The sequence below is a fragment of the Microbulbifer maximicatervae (SeqCode) genome (genome assembly GCF_052467225.1).
The window spans coordinates 1,478,471-1,497,385 of record NZ_CP174303.1; the positions used below are offsets into that span (position 1 = coordinate 1,478,471).

At 50.0% G+C, this 18,915-nt stretch carries 15 protein-coding genes; 3 read left to right on the forward strand and 12 right to left on the reverse strand.

What is annotated here, in order from left to right:
* Nucleotides 1–33 precede the first annotated feature (33 nt).
* Complete coding sequence (locus ACJJIZ_RS06415) at nucleotides 34–1,257, reverse strand: MFS transporter (protein ID WP_444915585.1); 1,224 nt, start codon at nucleotides 1,255–1,257, stop codon at nucleotides 34–36.
* Nucleotides 1,258–1,275: 18 nt separating this feature from the next.
* Nucleotides 1,276–1,431, reverse strand: a complete 156-nt coding sequence (locus ACJJIZ_RS06420; RefSeq protein WP_444915586.1) for a hypothetical protein — start codon at nucleotides 1,429–1,431, stop codon at nucleotides 1,276–1,278.
* An 84-nt stretch (nucleotides 1,432–1,515) separates the two neighbouring features.
* Here ACJJIZ_RS06420 and soxR point away from each other — a divergent pair, with 84 nt between their 5' ends.
* A complete protein-coding gene (gene soxR / locus ACJJIZ_RS06425; protein ID WP_282931344.1) occupies nucleotides 1,516–2,004 on the forward strand; it encodes a redox-sensitive transcriptional activator SoxR in 489 nt (162 codons plus the stop codon).
* Nucleotides 2,005–2,097: 93 nt separating this feature from the next.
* On the opposite strand, the gene ACJJIZ_RS06430 is transcribed toward soxR, so the two are convergent.
* From ACJJIZ_RS06430 to ACJJIZ_RS06440, 3 genes are all read right to left on the reverse strand, one after another.
* Nucleotides 2,098–2,823 (reverse strand): dienelactone hydrolase family protein, encoded by a 726-nt coding sequence (locus ACJJIZ_RS06430; protein WP_444915587.1) that lies wholly within the window; start codon nucleotides 2,821–2,823, stop codon nucleotides 2,098–2,100.
* 80 nt (nucleotides 2,824–2,903) lie between these two features.
* Complete coding sequence (locus ACJJIZ_RS06435; RefSeq protein ID WP_444915588.1) at nucleotides 2,904–3,317, reverse strand: VOC family protein; 414 nt, start codon at nucleotides 3,315–3,317, stop codon at nucleotides 2,904–2,906.
* Between the two features lie 83 nt (nucleotides 3,318–3,400).
* The gene (locus tag ACJJIZ_RS06440) at nucleotides 3,401–4,003 is read right to left on the reverse strand and encodes a LysE family translocator (protein WP_444915589.1); all 603 of its coding nucleotides are present in this window, start codon (nucleotides 4,001–4,003) and stop codon (nucleotides 3,401–3,403) included.
* A 375-nt stretch (nucleotides 4,004–4,378) separates the two neighbouring features.
* Between ACJJIZ_RS06440 and ACJJIZ_RS06445 the strand changes: the two genes are divergently transcribed.
* Nucleotides 4,379–5,311: a LysR family transcriptional regulator gene (locus tag ACJJIZ_RS06445; RefSeq protein ID WP_444915590.1), complete on the forward strand. Its 933-nt coding sequence runs from the start codon at nucleotides 4,379–4,381 to the stop codon at nucleotides 5,309–5,311.
* Nucleotides 5,312–5,410: 99 nt separating this feature from the next.
* On the opposite strand, the gene ACJJIZ_RS06450 is transcribed toward ACJJIZ_RS06445, so the two are convergent.
* The 7 genes from ACJJIZ_RS06450 to ACJJIZ_RS06480 form a co-directional block, all read right to left on the reverse strand.
* On the reverse strand, nucleotides 5,411–8,173 hold the full coding sequence (locus tag ACJJIZ_RS06450; RefSeq protein WP_444915591.1) for a nitrate reductase: 2,763 nt from the start codon (nucleotides 8,171–8,173) through the stop codon (nucleotides 5,411–5,413).
* A complete protein-coding gene (gene nirD, locus ACJJIZ_RS06455; RefSeq protein ID WP_444915592.1) occupies nucleotides 8,173–8,619 on the reverse strand; it encodes a nitrite reductase small subunit NirD in 447 nt (148 codons plus the stop codon). The genes ACJJIZ_RS06450 and nirD overlap by 1 nt, the downstream gene beginning before the upstream one ends.
* Before the next feature lie 87 nt (nucleotides 8,620–8,706).
* A complete protein-coding gene (nirB, locus tag ACJJIZ_RS06460) occupies nucleotides 8,707–11,244 on the reverse strand; it encodes a nitrite reductase large subunit NirB (RefSeq protein ID WP_444915593.1) in 2,538 nt (845 codons plus the stop codon).
* 270 nt (nucleotides 11,245–11,514) lie between these two features.
* Entirely contained in the window at nucleotides 11,515–13,296 is a 1,782-nt protein-coding gene (locus tag ACJJIZ_RS06465) for a bifunctional protein-serine/threonine kinase/phosphatase (RefSeq protein ID WP_444915594.1), read from the reverse strand.
* Nucleotides 13,286–14,749, reverse strand: coding sequence for a NarK family nitrate/nitrite MFS transporter (locus tag ACJJIZ_RS06470; RefSeq protein ID WP_444915595.1), 1,464 nt, complete (start codon nucleotides 14,747–14,749; stop codon nucleotides 13,286–13,288). Before ACJJIZ_RS06470 ends, ACJJIZ_RS06465 begins: the two co-directional genes overlap by 11 nt.
* A gap of 180 nt (nucleotides 14,750–14,929) precedes the next feature.
* Nucleotides 14,930–15,994, reverse strand: a complete 1,065-nt coding sequence (locus tag ACJJIZ_RS06475; protein WP_444896159.1) for a CmpA/NrtA family ABC transporter substrate-binding protein — start codon at nucleotides 15,992–15,994, stop codon at nucleotides 14,930–14,932.
* A 7-nt stretch (nucleotides 15,995–16,001) separates the two neighbouring features.
* On the reverse strand, nucleotides 16,002–16,589 hold the full coding sequence (locus ACJJIZ_RS06480; protein WP_444915596.1) for an ANTAR domain-containing response regulator: 588 nt from the start codon (nucleotides 16,587–16,589) through the stop codon (nucleotides 16,002–16,004).
* 773 nt (nucleotides 16,590–17,362) lie between these two features.
* Here ACJJIZ_RS06480 and ACJJIZ_RS06485 point away from each other — a divergent pair.
* A complete protein-coding gene (locus ACJJIZ_RS06485; protein ID WP_444915597.1) occupies nucleotides 17,363–18,910 on the forward strand; it encodes a Re/Si-specific NAD(P)(+) transhydrogenase subunit alpha in 1,548 nt (515 codons plus the stop codon).
* The last annotated feature ends 5 nt before the right edge of the window (nucleotides 18,911–18,915 follow it).

Genomic DNA, 18,915 nt, shown 5'->3' on the forward strand with positions numbered 1-18,915 from the left:
CGGGCAGAAAGGAGGAATACCTTTCCTGTCGGATCAGTTTCCCGATCCCAGCCCGGAAGTATATGCCAATGAGAATTCTTTTTTAATTTTAATGATGTATATCAAAGCTGCGCTGGAGGCGGCGAACATCAAAATTAAAGCCATGGATGAGAATGCACTGGAATATCCCATTTTATCAATCCAGGGCTGGCTGATGAAAGGCGAAATAAATTGTCCAAGAAAAATTCCAGTCGTCAGAAATCCCGCAGTTTTCCCTCTTTTTGACTCCGGAGCAGACTCGAGAGCCGTAGAAAAGATATGTGGTATCAGGGTACCCATTCCAAGTCCGTAGAGGGCAATAAAAGCAACTATTTCTGTCAGGTTTTGAGCGCCGGCGAGCAGCCCAAAGCTGGCGGCCATAATAGTAAAGCTTGCGACAAAAACGCCGAGCACTCCCAGTCGATTCCGGGCTCGCCGGTAAACCAATAATGAGGCGATGGCTCCCATAACATTACTGGAGGCGATAGCCATAGCAATAAGGCTGGGTGAAGAAATTTCTATCTCGCGCAAGTAAAAAGGGATCTGAGTTGGAATCAGGGTAAAAGCCAGGCTATTTAAAGTTGCCGCCGCCAGTAGTGCATAAAATGCAAGCGGGTTATCCTGCTTTTCTTTTTTGGGGTCTCTGTGCTTGAAAGGCCTTACTCGCATGGGCTCCCAAAGGAAAATTTTAACTGCTGGAACTAGTAGTAAGGCCAACAAGTAAATTGCGAAGGGGGCGCGCCAATGTAAGCTGGCCAGTAGTCCGCCCAGGGTTAGAAATACGACCCCACCGATACTGATAAAAGTACTCTGCTGGCTCAAATAAGTTAGGCGTTGCTCCCGGCTGAAATAATCCCCCACCAGGGCTGTTACCGAGGTCATTGTTCCGGCCACGGCAACTCCCAATAGTAGGCGGCTAGTCAGGATACCTGCGAGATTATCCTGAAATAGGGCTAGTAGACCGGATAGTCCATAGAGTACCAGGGCTGCTTTCAATAATTGCAGGCGGCCATGGCGATCAGCTATCCAGCCTGCTAATGGAGCGCAGAGGGCGATGCTCAAAGCGGGTAGGGTCACTACCAGTCGGCTCCACAAATCACTATTGGGTGTCCCTGAGAAATACTGCTGCAGTGCAGGTAGTGACGGGGCTACAGTGGCCCCCGACATGATAGTGAGTACTGCCAGGCACAGTAATGTGATACGGCTCTGAGACGGTATCCCGCTGGTCGTGTGCTTCATGATTATTAGTCGCTGCTTCTAGGTCCCAGGGTTTCTCTTCGCGGTATGTCCAGACTCGCGTATCTCAGTAGCAAATTTGGGGTTCAGGCTTGCAGCTGCCACTAGTAGTAAGAACAGGTTGGGGTTGGCTTGACCGGCTGGTTGCGCAACGCCGTTTGCTTGGTGCTTTTCCATCACTTTTCTCCCTCGCTTGCATTAGGTTGCGCAGCAGTGTAAAACCTCAACCAATGTTTAGGTCAATGGTTGGTGGGCGTTTTTATGGCAGCTGAAGAATCGGCCGAAAAAGGAGCGGTTAAGTCAAAGCAAATCAAGCGGGAGCTGACTGTTGGCGAAGTGGCCGAGCGCAGCGGCGTGGCAGTCAGCGCCCTGCATTTCTATGAAAGCAAAGGCCTGATTGCCAGCTGGCGGACCTCGGGAAATCAAAGGCGTTACTCGCGGGATGTGTTGCGCCGAGTGGCCATTATCAAGGTGGCACAGAGCACCGGTATTCCCCTGTCAGAAATACGCGAGGCCTTCGGGGAACTTCCTAATAAGCGCACTCCCAATGCGGGGGATTGGTCATCACTCTCTTCTCACTGGCGTGAAGAGTTGGATCAGCGTATCCAGCAGTTAACCAAGTTGCGCGATGACCTTGAGGGATGTATTGGCTGTGGTTGTTTGTCTATGCAGAAATGCCCTTTACGGAATCCCGGGGATGAAGCTGCGGAGCAGGGAGGGGGAGCTCGCTATTTGGATTTGACCGAATAGGAAAGTGGTAGCAATACACGAGTACTGCTACCAACCCCCAAGGCGTACTTTTATCATTGCTAAAAGGCTGATAGCGGTTTTCCGGCGCTCACTTCAGGAGAAAATCTTCTCGTAAAACGCCAGTGTTCCCCGCCAGGCGTCCTCAGCGGCTTCACGGTTATAGGCCAGCGGCAGGCCGAACTTTTCTCCCCGGTCTGTTGCACAGGGGTTGGTAAATCCGTGTAGGACCCCCGGGTAACTGACCAGAGTTAATTTGGCTTCGGATTCCTGCATCTCAGTAACAAACTGGCCGACCTGGTCCGGTGGAACCATCACATCGGCGCCGCCGGTGTAGACTTGTATTTCAGCATTAATAGGTTTGTTTTGTGCGGGCGTACTTCTTGCCAGTGCCCCGTGGTAACTGACTACGCCGCGCAAGTCCACGCCGACTCGAGCCATAGCGAGTACGACTCCGCCGCCAAAACAATAGCCCTGTGCTGCGACCTGATCCGGGTCTGCTTGGGGCCGCTGCTGGAGCAGTGATAATGCTGTGCGGAAGCGCGCTTCAAGGGCCACCGGGTCCTTCAGGGCTTCATCCCTGAACTGCTGTGCCTCTTGTGGATCATCGGTCTGTTTGCCTGCGCCAAACATATCCACTGCAAAAGCGAGGTAGCCGCAGTTGGCCAGCTTCTCCGCCTGTTCGCGAACAAAGGCATTGTGCCCCCACCATTCGTGTACCAGTAAAACCCCCGGCCGTTTGTCACTGATATTTTCATCCCATGCGAGATATCCGCAAAAAGTATCCCCGTTTACGGTGTAGTCAATTACTTCCGCTTCCATAGTGAGTCGCCTGGCTGATCGAGAAAGAGTCGTTGGGAAACCGGTAAGGGCCCGGCTACTCCGCAAGCGTGGCACAAACTTCAGTTGTTGCCAGTGGGTGGTCCTTTCAGCTCAATCACATTGTCCTCGGGATCTGAGATGTAAATTGACAGGCCAATTCCATCGGCGCCAAAGCGCTCTTCTGCTGGCGAAAACTTTACCTGTTCCTGCGCTAAAAAGGCTTGAATACTCTCCGGATTAAAGGGTTCAACCCGGAAGCAAAAATGATCCAGGTTCCGCCCTTCCTTTCCCGGTGCTGCTCCCCCTCCCTGGCCTATAGGTTTATCAACTGGCACTAAATCTATCATACAAGTGCCTGCGCGGAGTTGGTAGAGGCCAATATCATCCCGTTGGCGCACAATGCTGCATCCAAGAATATTTTGGTAAAAGTCGAGCATGGGTTTTAGAGATTGGACACGCAAGACAATATGGTCAATATGGTGGAGCTTAATCATAGGCGGCCCAAGCTTAGTTTTTACTAAGACTAGGTGGACCCTAAGGTAGTTGTCGAGTGAATTAAATGTTAGAGATTTTTTAGTTAATCTGTAAAAGCCTGGCTATAGAGCAGGTAGGTAGCGCAAATAATCAGAAGGCTCCCCATGGACCTGTTAAATATTTTGCGCCGGTATTGACTCTCTAATAGTAAGCGAGCCCGATCCCCGGCAATAGCCCAAGTACTTAATGATATATAGCAAACCAGAAAGTAAATCAGGGTGAATGAGAGTAAATTGCTGTGGTCATCGCTGCTGGAGAAAATAGCCACTCCAGAAAGGCAGGCGATCCAGGCCTTCGGATTGAGCCATTGCAATAAAAACCCCTGGTAAAAGCGTGGTTTCTGTAACTGCTCAATATCCGCATGATTAGTAGGTGCAGCCGCTGTTTGGTAGCCGATATAGGCTACATAAATTGATCCTGGTATCGCGACATATCGTAGTAACTGGGGATAAATTTCTATTACCTGATAGAGCCCAAGGCCTATAGCTGCAAGTAACAGTGTAAAGCCTATTGTGGCTCCTGATACAAAGGGCAAGGTGCGGATAAATCCATAATTCAGCCCGGAGGAAATGATAACCATATTCACCGGCCCCGGTGTAATGGACATAGCCAGGGAAAACCCAAACATAGCAAGAAGTAGTGACATTCGCTGCTCCTGGCAGTTATCAATTGTTTGGAGACTTTAATGGCCTGGTAGGAAAATGATTAGATACTTAAAACTGAAATATATTGTTTATAAAAATTTACTTACTAAAAAGGGAGAAGGAAAGAATACACTGCGCTCGGGACCCTATGAGGCATGGATGCCGATTAGGAGCTTACAGGGATGTATTTACTGCGTGTCTCGAGTGCGGTGTATTCTTTCCTTCCACCCCAGTAGTAAGTATGGACGAGTGTGCTGCATGAGACTGGATGCCGATTAGGCGCTAACAGCAATATATTCACAGATCTTCGCAAGAGCGGTGTATTCTTTCCTGTTGACCCAGAAGTATCTTTAGAGAATTCATAGGGAGTTGCTATTGTGCTAAAGGATATTCGCTATTTACTGGTGTTTGCCAAGGTTGTGGAAAGCGGCTCTTTTAGAGGCGCTTCTTCGGAACTGGATATTTCTGTCGCCAGCGTTAGTTCCTATGTGGCGAGGTTGGAGGAAAGTCTTGACGTTGCGCTCTTGTATCGCAATACCCGCAAGTTGTCCCTGACCGAAGATGGGGAAAAGATTTATAAGACGGCACAGAATATATTGGATTTGTACGCCGATGGTCTCGGAGAATACAAAGCGCGAGAGGAACGCAGTATCAGTCGGCTTAAAATTGCAATCCCCGCCGTTTTGATCCACAGCCGCTTGCTGAGCAAAATAGTGGACTTTGTCCGACGGGATCTGGGTATTCATTTACAACTTCAATGCAGCGACCAGCACGAGGATGTAATTGGCGGTGGTTTTGACTTGGCAATTCGCCTGGGTAATATGCCTGATAGCAATTTGAAAGCGCGTAAGATATTTGAATTAGAGCGGGTGTTAATTGCCAGTGGCGATATGCTGGATCGCTATGGTTTTCCGGGTCATCCTCGCGACCTTGCAGTCTGGCCCTGGATTGGGCTGACAATGCGGCCCAATCACCGGCAATTTCTACATCGGCAGCAGGGCGAATATGAAGTTAGCTACACTCCGGTAGCGACTGTCGACAGCGTTGAAGCGGCTTATCGACTGACGAGCTGTGGCCTGGGACTATCGGCGCCACCTCGATTTTTAATAAGCGCACAGGATGATGTACAAGAGTTATTGCCAGACTGGCAGCTTCCGAATTTACCCGCCTATGCAGTTAGGCCTTCAAACGGAGTCTCCGAAGGTCCTATACAGAAACTGATTGATTATTTGGCCGATAGTGATACCCAGCTTGCTGCCTGCCATCCTCGCGATTTAACGCAAAAGCTAGCTGCAGAAGCGGTTGATTGATTGTCCCGGAAGGTTCTCAATAGCTCGGTAGAGGCCTCTGCCGTCAAGGTTGGTCACTTGCGGGCAGAGGTTCTTTTATTCATGGGGGAATTTAAAACCTTACTGCGGAATAAATTCCTGAACCATATTTATTTGGGCATTACTGCTTATTTCTACCGGATCTTGCTTTATCGGAGTTGACTCCATGGATGTGTCTTCAGAGGCATTAACTGTGCGAATAATACTGGCGATTTCTGGTTTGCAGGAACCGCAGCTGGTACCGCAGCCAAGAGTTTCTCCCAGTGCTTCGACGGTGTTAATGCCCTGGGCGATGGCTTCCTCTATCTGTGGCCGGGATATCTGGAGGCAGGTACAAATCATCTTCACACCGGGCTTTATGGGATGAAGCAATTGCCCCGGTGATTCAGGCAGGGGAGTGGCCAGGTAGTTTTCCAGGTGCTGTCGGCTGGGTAATTGGTGCCAGTCTCTACCAGAGAAAATCAGAAGTTTTAAGCTATTATCGTAGGCTATCCAGCGCTGACTTTTAGGGGTAACCAATTCCTGCCAGAACAATTGGGGCTGCTCGTCCATTATCTTGGATGCCAGTTCCCGCCCGTGGATAAGTTGGTTTGCGGCAATTTCATAGCGAAAGCCATTTTCCAAGGGGACTCGATACCAGTGCAGGATACTGCTGTCGTTGGACTGCTGTAACCAATCCCATACTCTATCGGCAGTCTCTTCGGCACAGATCATTGTGGCAAAGTATTCAGCTGCCAGGGGACTGACATTGACGGGAACCTGTTTGAATTCAGGTTGACCGGAATAGGGATCAATACTGGAGTCCGCCAGGGCACTGGGCTTGGAATCCTGTGAGAAGGTTTCACTCCAGTGAATGGGGGCAAAGATCTCCCCTCTTTTTTGCCCGCCGTTGAGAGCGGCGCGGCCGACCATTTTAGATGAGGCGCTGTTTAACCGAACTAATTCCCCATCTTTAACCTGGAAGCGAGCGGCATCCTTGGGGTTTATTTGTATTTCCGGCAGTTCGCTGTGATCGAGTAATTTTCTTACCCGCCCGGTTCGGGTCATGGTATGCCACTGGTCGCGCATACGGCCGGTATTGAGCCATATAGGATACTCGCCACTGATCTGCTGTTCCGGAGGCTGCGGCGTTATAGGGATAAAGCGAGCACGCTTGTCCGGGGTAAAAAACTGTCCACTGGTGAATAAGCGTTTGCACCCGGCTGGATGCTCCTGGTTGACCGGCCACTGTACCGGGGCCAGTGCATCGTATTCACTGCGATTGATATTGGCGAGTGCGGAGATATCAAAAGCCCTGGAGCCGTGGTTTTCGAAGCCGGAAAGCTGGGCGTGCTCACGAAAAATATCGGCGGGGTGTGAATAATTAAACTGATCTCCATAACCAAGATGCTGGGCCAGTCCGCACAGGGCTTGCCAGTCGTGGCGAGCTTCTCCCGCTGGGGATAAAAATCCACGTTGCCGAGAGATACGTCGTTCTGCATTGGTGACAGTGCCGTTTTTTTCTCCCCAGCCCGTTGCGGGAAGTAGCAAATCGGCACAGCGAGCGGTATCGGTATTGGCAATGCAGTCGGAGACAATAACCAACGGGCATTTCTGTAGTGCGGCTTTGACTCTATCGGCTTCGGGCATACTGACGGCGGGGTTGGTAGCCATAATCCAAATGGCTTTAATTTTTCCGCTTTCTACCGCGCGGAACATATCCACAGCCTTCATTCCCGGCTTGGTAGCAATTTGATCGGAATTCCAGAATCGTGATACCCGGTCAATATCCTGCTCGTTAAACTCCATATGCGCGGCGAGGGTATTGGCAAGTCCGCCCACCTCGCGTCCACCCATCGCGTTGGGTTGGCCGGTAATAGAAAATGGTCCTGCACCAATTTTGCCCACGCGTCCGGTGGCTAAATGGCAGTTTATGATTGCGTTGTTTTTATCAGTGCCGCTGCTGGACTGATTGATTCCCATGGAATAAAAACTAATGGTCTTTTCTGTTGCTGCAAATGCCTGAAAAAATTCCAATAGTTTTTCGATAGATATGCCACAGGTGGCCGCAGTTAATTCTGGTGACCAGTCTTGAGCCGCAGCTAAGGTATCGGCAAATCCCTGTGTATGATTTTTTATGTAGTCGGTATCTAGATAATAGTGCCGGCTGAGAAAACGCAGAAGTCCATTGAATAGTGCCGCATCAGTGCCGGGTTTAATTGCCAGGTGCAGATCTGCCATTTCACTGGTAGCGCTGCCACGGGGGTCGATAACGACAAGCTTTGCAGCACCTGCCTGCATTCGCTGGAATAAGATCGGATGTGTCCAGGCTGCATTGGAACCGATAAGCACGATAAGTTCAGCCTGTTCCAGATCCTCATAGGAACAGGGTACCGCATCGGCACCAAATGCGCGTTTATATCCCACCACCGCAGAGGCCATACAAAGTCGGGAATTGGTATCAATATTGGCAGAGCCAATAAATCCCTTCATTAACTTGTTGGCCACATAGTAGTCTTCGGTGAGAAGCTGACCGGACAGATAAAAAGCTACAGAGTCAGGGCCATGGTCGCGAATTGTCTGTTTAAAGGCATCGGCCATATAAGAGAGCGCAGTATCCCAGTCACAATCTTTTCCGTGCAGGCGAGGGTGTAGGAGACGGCCGTGTTCGCCCAGCGTTTCGCCGAGCGCAGAACCTTTAACGCACAATTTGCCGAAATTTGAAGGGTGCTGGGAATCGCCACTAACAGTAATCGCTGTAGTATTTGCGCGCTCTTCCCTGTTAACCGAAACCCCACAACCGACACCACAATAGGGGCAGGTAGTGCAGGAGCGGTGCGCGCTCAGAAATTCCTGTACTGCCATTACTGTAGCTTATTGTTGCCGATGTAAACCGTGTTCCCACTAAATGCCAGCGGGTAGGTGGCAAGCTTGATATCGCTGTCTTCCATGCAGACTCCATCGCTAAGGCGGAAATGGTTTTTATACATTGGGGAAGCAATAGTTAATTCCCCTTCCAATTCCGCAATAATTCCTCTTGCAATCACACCAGCTTGTGCGATTGGGTCCCAGTTGTCAACGGCATAAAGCTGTTGTTCCTGGTCGGGTAAAAAAAACAGGGCGATGCTTCTTTGATAGACAGTTTTAGTCACTGTATTCAAAGCCTTCGTTGGGTATACGGAGGTATCGCCCCAAAGCGCACATACCCCAGAGTTGGTGACCAAATCTGATCGCTGACAGATTGGAGACCATTGGGGGTGGGTTATGGCAACTGAATTTGAGGGAGTTTCTTGCAGGGCAGCCAGGTTCATAATAATTTCCTCACAATGGATGGAAAGGATTCAAAAGCAATTTATTAATAAAGGTATAACTGGCGGCTTGCGCCGCCGGGAGAAGCTTTAGGCGGATTCGGCTGTTTCCACTAGCTCGTCAGTGGTCGCCGGACGCGGTTGCCCGCGCTCTTTAACGAAAACAATCTTTTCGTCGGTTTCGTTGCTATTAACGAATTGACGGAAGCGCTTGAGTTTTTCCGGATCGTTAATGGCTGTTTTCCATTCGCATTGGTAGGTGTCTACTACTCGGGCCATCTGGGCTTCCAGCTCGGCACAAATCCCCAGCTTGTCATCGATAATGACTTCGCGCAGGTAATCCAGGCCGCCGTCAAGATTTTCCAGCCACACAGATGTGCGCTGTAATTTATCGGCGGTGCGCACATAGAACATCAGGAAACGGTCGATATAGCGGATAAGAGTTTCGTCATCCAGGTCAGTGGCGAACAAATCTGCATGGCGGGGGCGCATGCCGCCGTTGCCACAAACAAATAGATTCCAACCTTTTTCAGTGGCGATAACCCCGACATCTTTGCTTTGAGCCTCAGCGCATTCACGGGTACAGCCGGAGACAGCCATTTTTATTTTGTGTGGAGAGCGCAATCCCTTGTAGCGGTTCTCTACTTGAAGGGCCATTGAAACGCTGTCCTGAACCCCAAAGCGACACCAGGTGCTACCAACACAGGACTTAACCGTGCGCAGGGATTTGCCGTAGGCATGGCCGGTTTCAAATCCGGCATCAATCAGCTCTCGCCAAATTTCCGGTAGCTGCTCCAGGCGCGCGCCAAACAAGTCGATACGCTGGCCGCCAGTAATTTTTGTATAAAGGTCGTAGCGTTTGGCCACTTCGCCGATCACTATTAATTTTTCCGGTGTGATCTCGCCGCCGGGAATACGCGGAACTACAGAATAGCTGCCGTTTTTCTGCATATTCGCCATAAAAGTATCGTTGGTGTCCTGTAAGCCGACATGAGTCTGCTCCAGAATATGTTCATTCCACAGGGAGGCAAATATGGATGCGGCCGCAGGTTTACAAATTTCACAGCCGCGCCCTGAACCGTGTTTACTTAATAATTCACTAAAGGTTTTTATTTCTTCCACCTGGATAATGTGGAATAACTCCTGGCGGGAGAAGGGGAAGTGCACGCATAAGTGATTGTTCACTTCCATGCCGAGCGCCGCTAGCTCTTCATCGACAATATTTTTCAGTAACCCAGCACAACCACCGCAACCTGTAGATGCTTTTGTTGCATCCTTGACATCAGCCAGTGAGTGGCAGCCACCGGCAACGGCGTCGATAATCTGGCCTTTACTTACATTGTGGCAGGAACACACGGTAGCCGACGCAGGAAGTGTAGCGGCACCCAGCCCGGGAGCTGCGCCATCGGTTGCCGGTAAAATTAATTGTTCCGGGTGTTCGGGCAGATCAATATCGTTGAGGTGATATTGCAGCAGGGTATCGTAGTCAACCGTATCCCCCACCATCACCGCACCCAGCAGCTTTTTGCCCTCGCTATCGGTGATCATACGTTTGTAAACACCGCTCTGCTCGTCTACAAAAGTAATAGCGGCAGCGCCGCTGGTGCGACCATGGGCATCGCCAATAGAACCGACCTGTACACCCAGGAGTTTCAGCTTGGTGCTCATGTCAGCACCGTTAAAGCTCTCCTCTCCACCGGTCAGTTGAGCGACAGCAGTACGCGCCATGCTGTAACCGGGAGCGACCAGGCCAAAAATTTTCTGATCGTAAAGCGCGCATTCGCCGATAGCGAAAATATTCGGGTCTGAAGTACGGCAGTTGCTGTCAATTACGATCCCGCCGCGTTCGCCAACTTCCAGCCCGCTAGATTTTGCCAGTTCATCCTGGGGGCGAATGCCTGCGGAGAAAACAATCATATCGGTAAGCAGTTCTTTATCTCCCTTGAACTGCATACGCAGGCGGCCGCCTACTTCTTCAATCAATTCCGTGGCAGTACTGGTGTGTACCTGAACCCCGAGTGCTTCAATTTTTGTTCTTAATAGGGCTGAACCACCTTCATCCAACTGAGTGGCCATAAGGCCTGGGGCGAACTCGACAACGTGGGCTTCAAGTCCCAGGGCTTTCAGGGCATTGGCAGCTTCCAGGCCCAGTAGGCCACCGCCGACAACTACACCACTTTTTGCACTGGTGGCAATCGAGCGAATGGAATCGAGATCTTCCAGGGTTCGATATACAAAGCAGCGCTGGTGTTGATGACCGGGTATTGGCGGAACAAAAGGGTAGGAGCCGGTGGCAAGTATTAATTGGTCGTAAGAGTGGCTGGCTCCACTTGCCGCAGTAATTGTTTTATTGTCCCGATCAATTTGCACCACCTTGTCATTGAGCAGGATATTAAAACCCCACTGCTGATACTGCTCCAAGTTTCCCATGGACAGGTCTTCAGCTGTGCGTCCGGCAAAGTATTCGGAAAGATGGACCCGGTCATAAGCGGGACGGGGCTCTGCACAGAATATGGTGATATCAAACTGGTTGGCGTATTGATGGTTGGCGAGCTGTTCCAGGAAATGGTGCCCGACCATACCGTTGCCAATCACAATCAGCTTTTGAGGTTTAACATTTGCCTTCATTTACAATCCTGCCGTCTCAATTCGTTTTATTCGGCAGGAAGAGGGCCCGTCTGAAATGGCAAGGGCGTCTCCTCTTCTGCCGAAGAGTACAGGCGCCGTTGCCTCGTAATGGGGGAATAATTTGTTGGTAATTAAATACATTCAATCTCTATGCCAATTTTATTTTTAGTAATAAAGGGGTTTTGGCCTGATTGTCCACAATTTTTGCGACAAAGTGGTGCATTTAATTAATTTTCTGCGCTGTAAATGTGCTTATTCAAATCTTATGTATTAGCGCCAAAAGAAGTAAAGCAGATGAGAGAGCAGTAGAATTAAAGTTAGTAGCTGCCAGACAAGAACCGGATTTCTTTCTAGCAGGGGGCGGCTTTGGGGGGCTTTAAAATCTGGGCTGGGAGATTGCAGATCCTGGATAAATTCTGACAATGCGTTGTAGCGCTTTTTAGGATCAGGAGCACAAGCCTTTTGTAGAGCGCTATCAATCCAGTAGGGAATATCTTTGCGGTGTGCGGATGCGCGAGTAAAGCGCATTTGGTTATAGCTCTTTAAACGGTAGTGGTAGCTACCAAAGCGCTCGGGATAGGGATATTTGCCCGTGAGCAATTCATAAGCAATGATTCCCAAGGAAAAGATGTCTGATCGATGGCTGGCGCTATCCCCAAAAAAGAATTCCGGAGCTGCATAATTCTTACTGCCGGGTGCTGTTTCACCAGATAGATGTAATTGCTCTCTGAGCCCTGGGCCATCGGCACCACCGAGATCAATGATTGCCAGGCGCCCGTCGTTGCGCATCATAATATTCTCTGGCTTGAGATCGCCGTGAACGATCTCCAACCGCTGTAAACTTCGCAACGCACTAACCAGTTGTGCCATTAGCTCCCGCACTTGGGGAATTTGAGGTTGTGGATTTAATTGCATCCACTGACGCAAAGTCTGTCCTTCGATATATTCGAGAATATGATAGAGACAGTGCCTTTCAGAAGTGGGAGCAAAAACTTTAATAATTCCTGGGTGGGAGATTCGTCGCCCGGTCCATTCCTCAGCAATAAATCGTTCGATGTAGTGGGGGTCATCACAGAAATTAACTGAGGGAGTTTTTATCACCCGCAATACTTCGGTATTGAGGTCTCGGGCCAGATAGAGATGGCTGCGGCTGCTGGCATGTAATTCCTGTAAAACAAGGAAATTGTCGAGCTTTTGGCCTGGGCGCAGGTCAGGTGCGAACGGGAGTTCGCGATTGCGCATAGCCAATTCATCGCACTGGGGCAGCCCTACATAATTTATCCGGCAAGTGACAGCAGTCAGGTTATCGGTGGAGCCCGCTGTCAGAGCAGCATCAATAAGCCCTTGTGGGGTTGAACTGGAAAAATTAAGCAATAGCTCAATTAACTCTGTCTCAGGCAGAAAATCGTGAATCCCATCGCTACTCAGCAGGAAAATATCCCCGGGTTGCAATTCCTCACAGCGGTAGTCCACTTCAATATGGGCATCCATTCCCAGGGCGCGGCTCAAAAAGGTGCGTCCAGGTCCGAGGCTGTGGCTGTGATCGCTACTCAAGCACTCTAATTTCCTGTCGCGGAGTCGGTAGATCCGGGAGTCGCCGATGTGAACCAGATGTGCGCTGGTGCCTTTGAAAATAACGGCAGAAAAAGTGGTCAGCCAACCCCGTTTAATTTCGGCACTGCCGCCACTCTGTCGAAATAGCCAGCTATTGAGCGAGTGCAAAACCCGCGCAACAGCGTGCTTTGTCGACCAGGTTTGCGGGGTGCTGTAATAATCGGAAAAGAATCCATTGATGGCAGCGCGGGCTGCTTCACCGCCGGCTTCTGCATTGGCAACACCGTCGGCTACTGCGGCAAGGCTGCCGTGGCGCTGTAATTCAGCGCCTTCGGGAAGCCGCACTGCGCAGGCGTCGTCATTGTGCTGGCGAAGTCCGGCGCAGGAGGCAGTGAACAGTTGCAGGGCATCTTCTTTATTGTCCTGCGAACTGTCACTAGCAGCGAGCCCAGATTCTATTGTGCTCGCTGCAGTGGGTAGATCGTTATTAGGCAACATCGATCATGGATACGCTGCCATCGGGGTGTACTTCTGCCATTTGTCCCTCCGGTTCTTCCAGTAGAAGCAGGGCGGCAAAGCCGAGCAATGCGGTAGCGCAGATTACCAGGAAAAAGGCCTGGTAAGACACCATGCTGAGAACGGTGAGATAGAAAACGGCTCCGACATTGCCGTAGGCGCCAGTCATGCCGGCAATCTGCCCGGTTAGGCGGCGTTTGATTAGGGGCACCACTGCGAATACAGCGCCTTCACCAGCTTGCACAAAGAAGGAACAGGCCATGGCAGCGGCGACCGCCAGGTACAGGGGCCATTCGGCATCGATCATGCTCATAGTGAAGTAACCCAGAGCCAGGCCAGCGGTGAGGATCAGCAAGGTAGGTTTGCGGCCCCAGCGGTCGCTAATCAATCCGCCGGCAGGGCGTGACATGAGGTTCATAAAGGCATAGGCGGAGGCCAGCAAGCCAGCTTTTACCGGGTCCAGTGTAAAGGTCTCGGAGAAGAATAGGGGCAGCATGGAAACCACAGCCAACTCGGAACCGAAAGTTGCGAAGTAGAGCAGATTCAAAACTGCTACTTGCTTAAACTTATAGCGGTGTACCGGTGCTGGTGGGTTGCTGAGTACTTCACGGTTAATACTGTAGGTTTTATACGCGTCCAGAAGATACAATAATACCAGGCCTGCATAGATCAGGTTGGCAGTAAGGTTGGATATTAATGCAACGCCGCTGGATAATTTCCAGGTTAGCAGAGCCAGTGCCGCATACATGGGCACTTTCATCACCAGAAGCAGGATAAAATCCCCGGGACTGGTGACTTCCATAGCACCAATTTTTTTTGGCTTGAAATAGGTTGACCCCTTGGGCGTATCAGTCACAGAGAAGTAATAAACTACGCTGTAAACCAGTGCGATTGCGCCAGTGAGGCCAATGGCATAGCGCCAGCCGTCGTCACCGCCAAAAAACAGGGCGATAGTGGGCAGGGACATGGCTGCTGCAGCTGAGCCAAAATTTCCCCATCCCCCGTAAATACCCTCTGCGGTACCCAGCTGTCGAGCCGGGAACCACTCGGACACCATGCGGATGCCTACGACAAAACCTGCACCAATAAAGCCCAAAAGGAATCGGCCAATGGCTGCCTGTACAAAGTTGTCTGCCAGGGCAAAAATAAAGCAAGGCACACTGCCGATTGCCAGTAATAGCGAATAGGTGAGTCTGGGGCCATATTTATCAGTGAGCATCCCGATTACAATGCGCGCGGGAATTGTCAGGGCCACGTTTAAAATAAGTAGGGTTTTGACCTGGTCTGGAGTTAATGAAAGGCTTTTCGCAATTGCCATTAACAGTGGTGCGTGGTTAAACCAGGCAAAGAAAGTGATAAAGAAGGCCACCCAGGTTAGGTGGAGCACTTTTATCTTCCCGCGGAACGAGAATAGATTGAGTGAGTCACTGGACATGCGCATTTCCTTTGTTTGCTAATTCCGCAGGCACAAAAAAAGCCCAAAGCTGCAGCCGCTTGACTGCAGACGATGGACTTCGTTGCCCGTTATATTCGGCGAACAACCGCTTCACCGCGCTGATGCGCCTGAGGGAAGGCAATTGCATCATCGAATTATTTCCATTCAATTAATGTGCCACTATTTTTTTGCGAGCAGGAAATCCACCGTTTGCCGGTAGAGGTCTGGACGATAGGCTTCTGCTGCACGAAGTGTCGAGCTCCCCAGATCTGAATACATCTCCAGTAGCTGCCGTGCTTTTTCCTGAGTTGGACGCCCACAGTCGTTATCAATATGGGCAAAGAGGTGCCAGCCGGGATTGGCGAGGATTTCCCGGTCCCGATGGTAGAGAATCTGGTCATTGAGAGAGCGTTGAATCAGCTCCTCAGGCAGGTTGAGGTATTGCCCCAGGGACAAGAGCTTGGCAGCTTCGGCTCTGTTTGCGCGTGCGGCAAGCCAGGTACAGGCTTTGAGAAGAGCGGCCCTTAGGGCCAGGTGGGTTGCAGGGTTGGCTTGATGCCAGCTTTCAGTGACTGTCAGCACTTTTTCCGGCATAGCTGGCAGCAGTGTATTACAGGCTGCAATGACCACTCCGGACCCTTTGTGGGCGGCCAGGGAGTTCCAGGGTTCGCCTACACAATAGCCATCGATAACGCCACTGTGGAGGTTTTCCAGCATTTGTTCAGGCGGTAATACCACCAGTTTTATATCCCGGTCCGGGTCGATATCGACGGAGCGCAACCAGTACCTTAATTGCAAGCTATGGCTTGAAAATGGATAAACTGTGGCGAGTCTGACAGTAGGAGGGTGTTTATTGCCATGCAGATAGCGCTTAAGTGCCAAGGCGATATCACTTTGAGAGTCACCTTCACAGTAATTTTGCAGGCGTTCGAATAATTCTGCGGAAAGGGTAATAGCGTTACCGTTGCAGCTGAGAATTAACCCACTTAACAAGCGTTCGTGGCAATTGGGTAAAGCTTGTTCCAGTGTCAGGGGCATAGGAGCGAGCATTGCTGCAGCATCTGCCTTGCGCGCAATTAACTTGTCTCGCAGGGTGGCCCAGCTTGTTTCTTTTTGCAGCTGTACTTTTAATCCATGTTCTTGGAAGTAGCCTAGTTCCTTGGCGACAATCAGCGGTGCGCTGTCGGTCAGGCGCAGGTAAAGCAGTTTGATGGTCTTTTTTTCCGGGCACAGAAGGGCTGACATCGGTACTCTAATGCTCTTTCTGAAAATATTGGATAACTTGCTCGGCAACTGTATGGATGGTTGAGTTGCTGTTCATCGCGAGATTGCGCAAGGTCTTATGGGCATCCTCTTCACTGAGGTTCTTCTTGGCCATTAATAGCCCTTTGGCCCGCTCGATTGCTTTTCGCTCTGTGAGTTGCTGCTGGGTGCGCTCGAGAGACTGACGCAATTGCTGGAAATGTTTAAATTGTGCCATAGCGATTTCTATCGCTGGTGCCACGCGCTCTGGGGTCATCCCCTCGGCCATATAGGCGCTTACCCCGGAGTCGACCGCGCGGCTAATGAAGTCTGCGTTGCCGCTACTTGAAAACATGGCCACCGGAGTCGGCGCCTCACGATTAACTATGGCCAGGCTTTCCAGGATATCCCTGTCCGGGGATTCGATATCTATCAACACAATATCCGGACGGTATTTTTCCACCTTGAAGAGGAGGCCTTCGGCACTGTTGATCTGGGCGAGAATGCTGTAGCCAGCAGCACGTAATCGCTCACAAACCAAGTGGGCGCGCTCGGGATTGTCATCGACCAGCATGATTCCAGGGCTTGGATTAGTCACAATTTACTGCGGCACTCATCTAATAATTTTTATTGGGCTTTACCAACTTTTAATCAATAGTTGTGCCAAATACGCAGAGGTGGGGGAGTGGATGTATGTCTCTAATTCCATGAGATAAATCTGATGTTACTGCTTTTTCCTGGTGCGACATTCTGCGGATATTGTTTTTTTTGCACAAGTAGGGGGCTAGTACATATTTTTCAGGCAGAAAAGTGTGACTTGGTACTATGGAAGCAAAATCATCTGCACATTTGTGGTTTGCGTGAATAGACTGTCACATGGCGCGTTATTTTTTGTTATAAACGTAATGTGGCATCCGTATTCGTCGATAATATTTAACTAACATGATGTATTTGGTGATCTATTTTTGGTTATTAAAAATAGTCAGTTACCCCTAAATTTTTGTAGTTTCTGTTTATTTGCAGGTGCTTGCTCTACCGTGGGGATTCTTTTGGATTAAAAATTCATAGTGAATTGATCGGTGAGGCCATTCAAAAAGAAAAATCCTTTATATTTTGGATAAACAAATAGCAATTTAACTTCAGGGAAAAGGTTTCGAGCGAGACTAATTTTTGCTTATTTCTCTCAGGTCTATATAGCCAATTCAGGATATATAGTCTTATTAATTTCACCAATTACGGCTATCAGGTTATCCCCCTTTTCATCCCCTTTGACGACGTTTACACTCGATCTGTTTATAAATTGGGCAATCCAATACTTTTTGAGGTAGATGTAGCTGTAAGTTCATAAAATCAACTAAGAGGGGCACGGCGGTGATTATAGCCATACCTAGAGAGACCGCAGAGGGAGAAGCACGTGTTGCAGCGACTCCCGATAGCGTAAGACGATTACGCGATTTGGGTTTTTCCGTAGCGGTGGAGAAGGGGGCTGGTAACAGGGCCAGTTTTACTGATGAAGCTTATTCTGAAGCCGGTGCAGAAATCCGTGAGGATATGCAACAGTGCCTGGCTGATGCGGGCATAGTATTAAAAGTACAAGCACCAACTGATCAAGAGTTGGCCCTGATTCCCAAAGGGGCTACGCTGATCGCCTTTCTGAAGCCGGCACAAAATGCCGAGTTCCTACAGAAGCTTGCCGAGCGCGATATCAATGCGCTAGCGGTCGAGTCGATTCCAAGAATTTCCCGCGCGCAAAAAATGGATGCGCTCAGCTCCATGGCAAATATTGCCGGCTATCGTGCGGTTGTGGAGGCTGCCCACAATTTCGGTCGCTTCTTTACAGGGCAGATCACGGCAGCAGGAAAAATTCCCCCGGCAAAAGTACTTGTTATTGGTGCTGGTGTAGCGGGGCTCTCTGCAATAGGTACGGCAAAAAGCATGGGAGCTATAGTGCGGGCCTTCGATACCCGCGCTGAAGTACGTGAGCAAGTGGAGTCCATGGGGGCTGAATTCCTCACCGTAGAAATTGAGGAGGAAGGCTCGGGCTCCGGTGGTTACGCCAAGGTGATGTCGAAGGAATTTATTGATGCTGAAATGGCACTGTTCCGCGAGCAGGCCAAAGAAGTGGATATTGTGATTACCACTGCCTTAATTCCGGGGAAACCCGCTCCGAAATTATGGCTTGCAGATATGGTCGACAGTATGCCTAAAGGTTCTGTCGTCGTGGATTTAGCAGCAGAAATGGGCGGTAACTGTGACTATACGGTGGCTCATGAAAAAGTGGAGCAGAACGGCGTCACTATTCTTGGTTATACCAATCTGCCCAGTCGAGCAGCGGCACAATCCTCGCGCCTGTATTCAACCAATCTCGCTCACCTGCTTGGGGAGCTAACTCCAGAGAAAGATGGTGAGATTAATCTCAATTTTGAAGATGAAGTGATTCGTGGTGCCACAGTGGTTAAATCCGGTGAGATTACCTGGCCTCCACCCGCACCAAAAATTTCGGCTCAGCCCAAGCCATCGGTGAAAGCTACTGAGGAAGTGAAAATTGTTGAGGAGAAAGCTGAGAAACGAAAATCTCCCGTATCTATTTTTGCATTTTGGGCGATCGCGGCAATCTTATTGTTGTGGTTGGGTCGTGTGGCACCTCCTGATTTCGTCTCGCACTTTACCGTATTTGTCCTGGCAATATTTGTTGGCTGGCAAGTGATTTGGAATGTTACCCATGCGCTACACACTCCGTTAATGAGTGTTACTAATGCAATTTCCGGCATTGTGGTTGTTGGTGCATTAGTACAGCTTGGAATTGCCAATTCGGGTTTGGTGAGCCTGCTTGCTTTCATCGGCGTGTTGGTGGCCAGTATTAATATATTCGGTGGTTTCTTTGTGACCTACCGTATGTTGAAAATGTTTCGCCGGTAAGGGGA

Coding starts and splice junctions, on each gene's coding strand:
- ACJJIZ_RS06420 (WP_444915586.1), bottom strand. CDS start 1,431: ATGGAAAAGCACCAAGCAAACGGCGTTGCGCAACCAGCCGGTCAAGCC.
- nirD (WP_444915592.1), bottom strand. CDS start 8,619: ATGAACCTGGCTGCCCTGCAAGAAACTCCCTCAAATTCAGTTGCCATA.
- ACJJIZ_RS06435 (WP_444915588.1), bottom strand. CDS start 3,317: ATGATTAAGCTCCACCATATTGACCATATTGTCTTGCGTGTCCAATCT.
- ACJJIZ_RS06465 (WP_444915594.1), bottom strand. CDS start 13,296: ATGTTGCCTAATAACGATCTACCCACTGCAGCGAGCACAATAGAATCT.
- nirB (WP_444915593.1), bottom strand. CDS start 11,244: ATGAAGGCAAATGTTAAACCTCAAAAGCTGATTGTGATTGGCAACGGT.
- ACJJIZ_RS06440 (WP_444915589.1), bottom strand. CDS start 4,003: ATGTCACTACTTCTTGCTATGTTTGGGTTTTCCCTGGCTATGTCCATT.
- ACJJIZ_RS06470 (WP_444915595.1), bottom strand. CDS start 14,749: ATGTCCAGTGACTCACTCAATCTATTCTCGTTCCGCGGGAAGATAAAA.
- soxR (WP_282931344.1), top strand. CDS start 1,516: ATGGCAGCTGAAGAATCGGCCGAAAAAGGAGCGGTTAAGTCAAAGCAA.
- ACJJIZ_RS06430 (WP_444915587.1), bottom strand. CDS start 2,823: ATGGAAGCGGAAGTAATTGACTACACCGTAAACGGGGATACTTTTTGC.
- ACJJIZ_RS06415 (WP_444915585.1), bottom strand. CDS start 1,257: ATGAAGCACACGACCAGCGGGATACCGTCTCAGAGCCGTATCACATTA.
- ACJJIZ_RS06475 (WP_444896159.1), bottom strand. CDS start 15,994: ATGTCAGCCCTTCTGTGCCCGGAAAAAAAGACCATCAAACTGCTTTAC.
- ACJJIZ_RS06450 (WP_444915591.1), bottom strand. CDS start 8,173: ATGGCAGTACAGGAATTTCTGAGCGCGCACCGCTCCTGCACTACCTGC.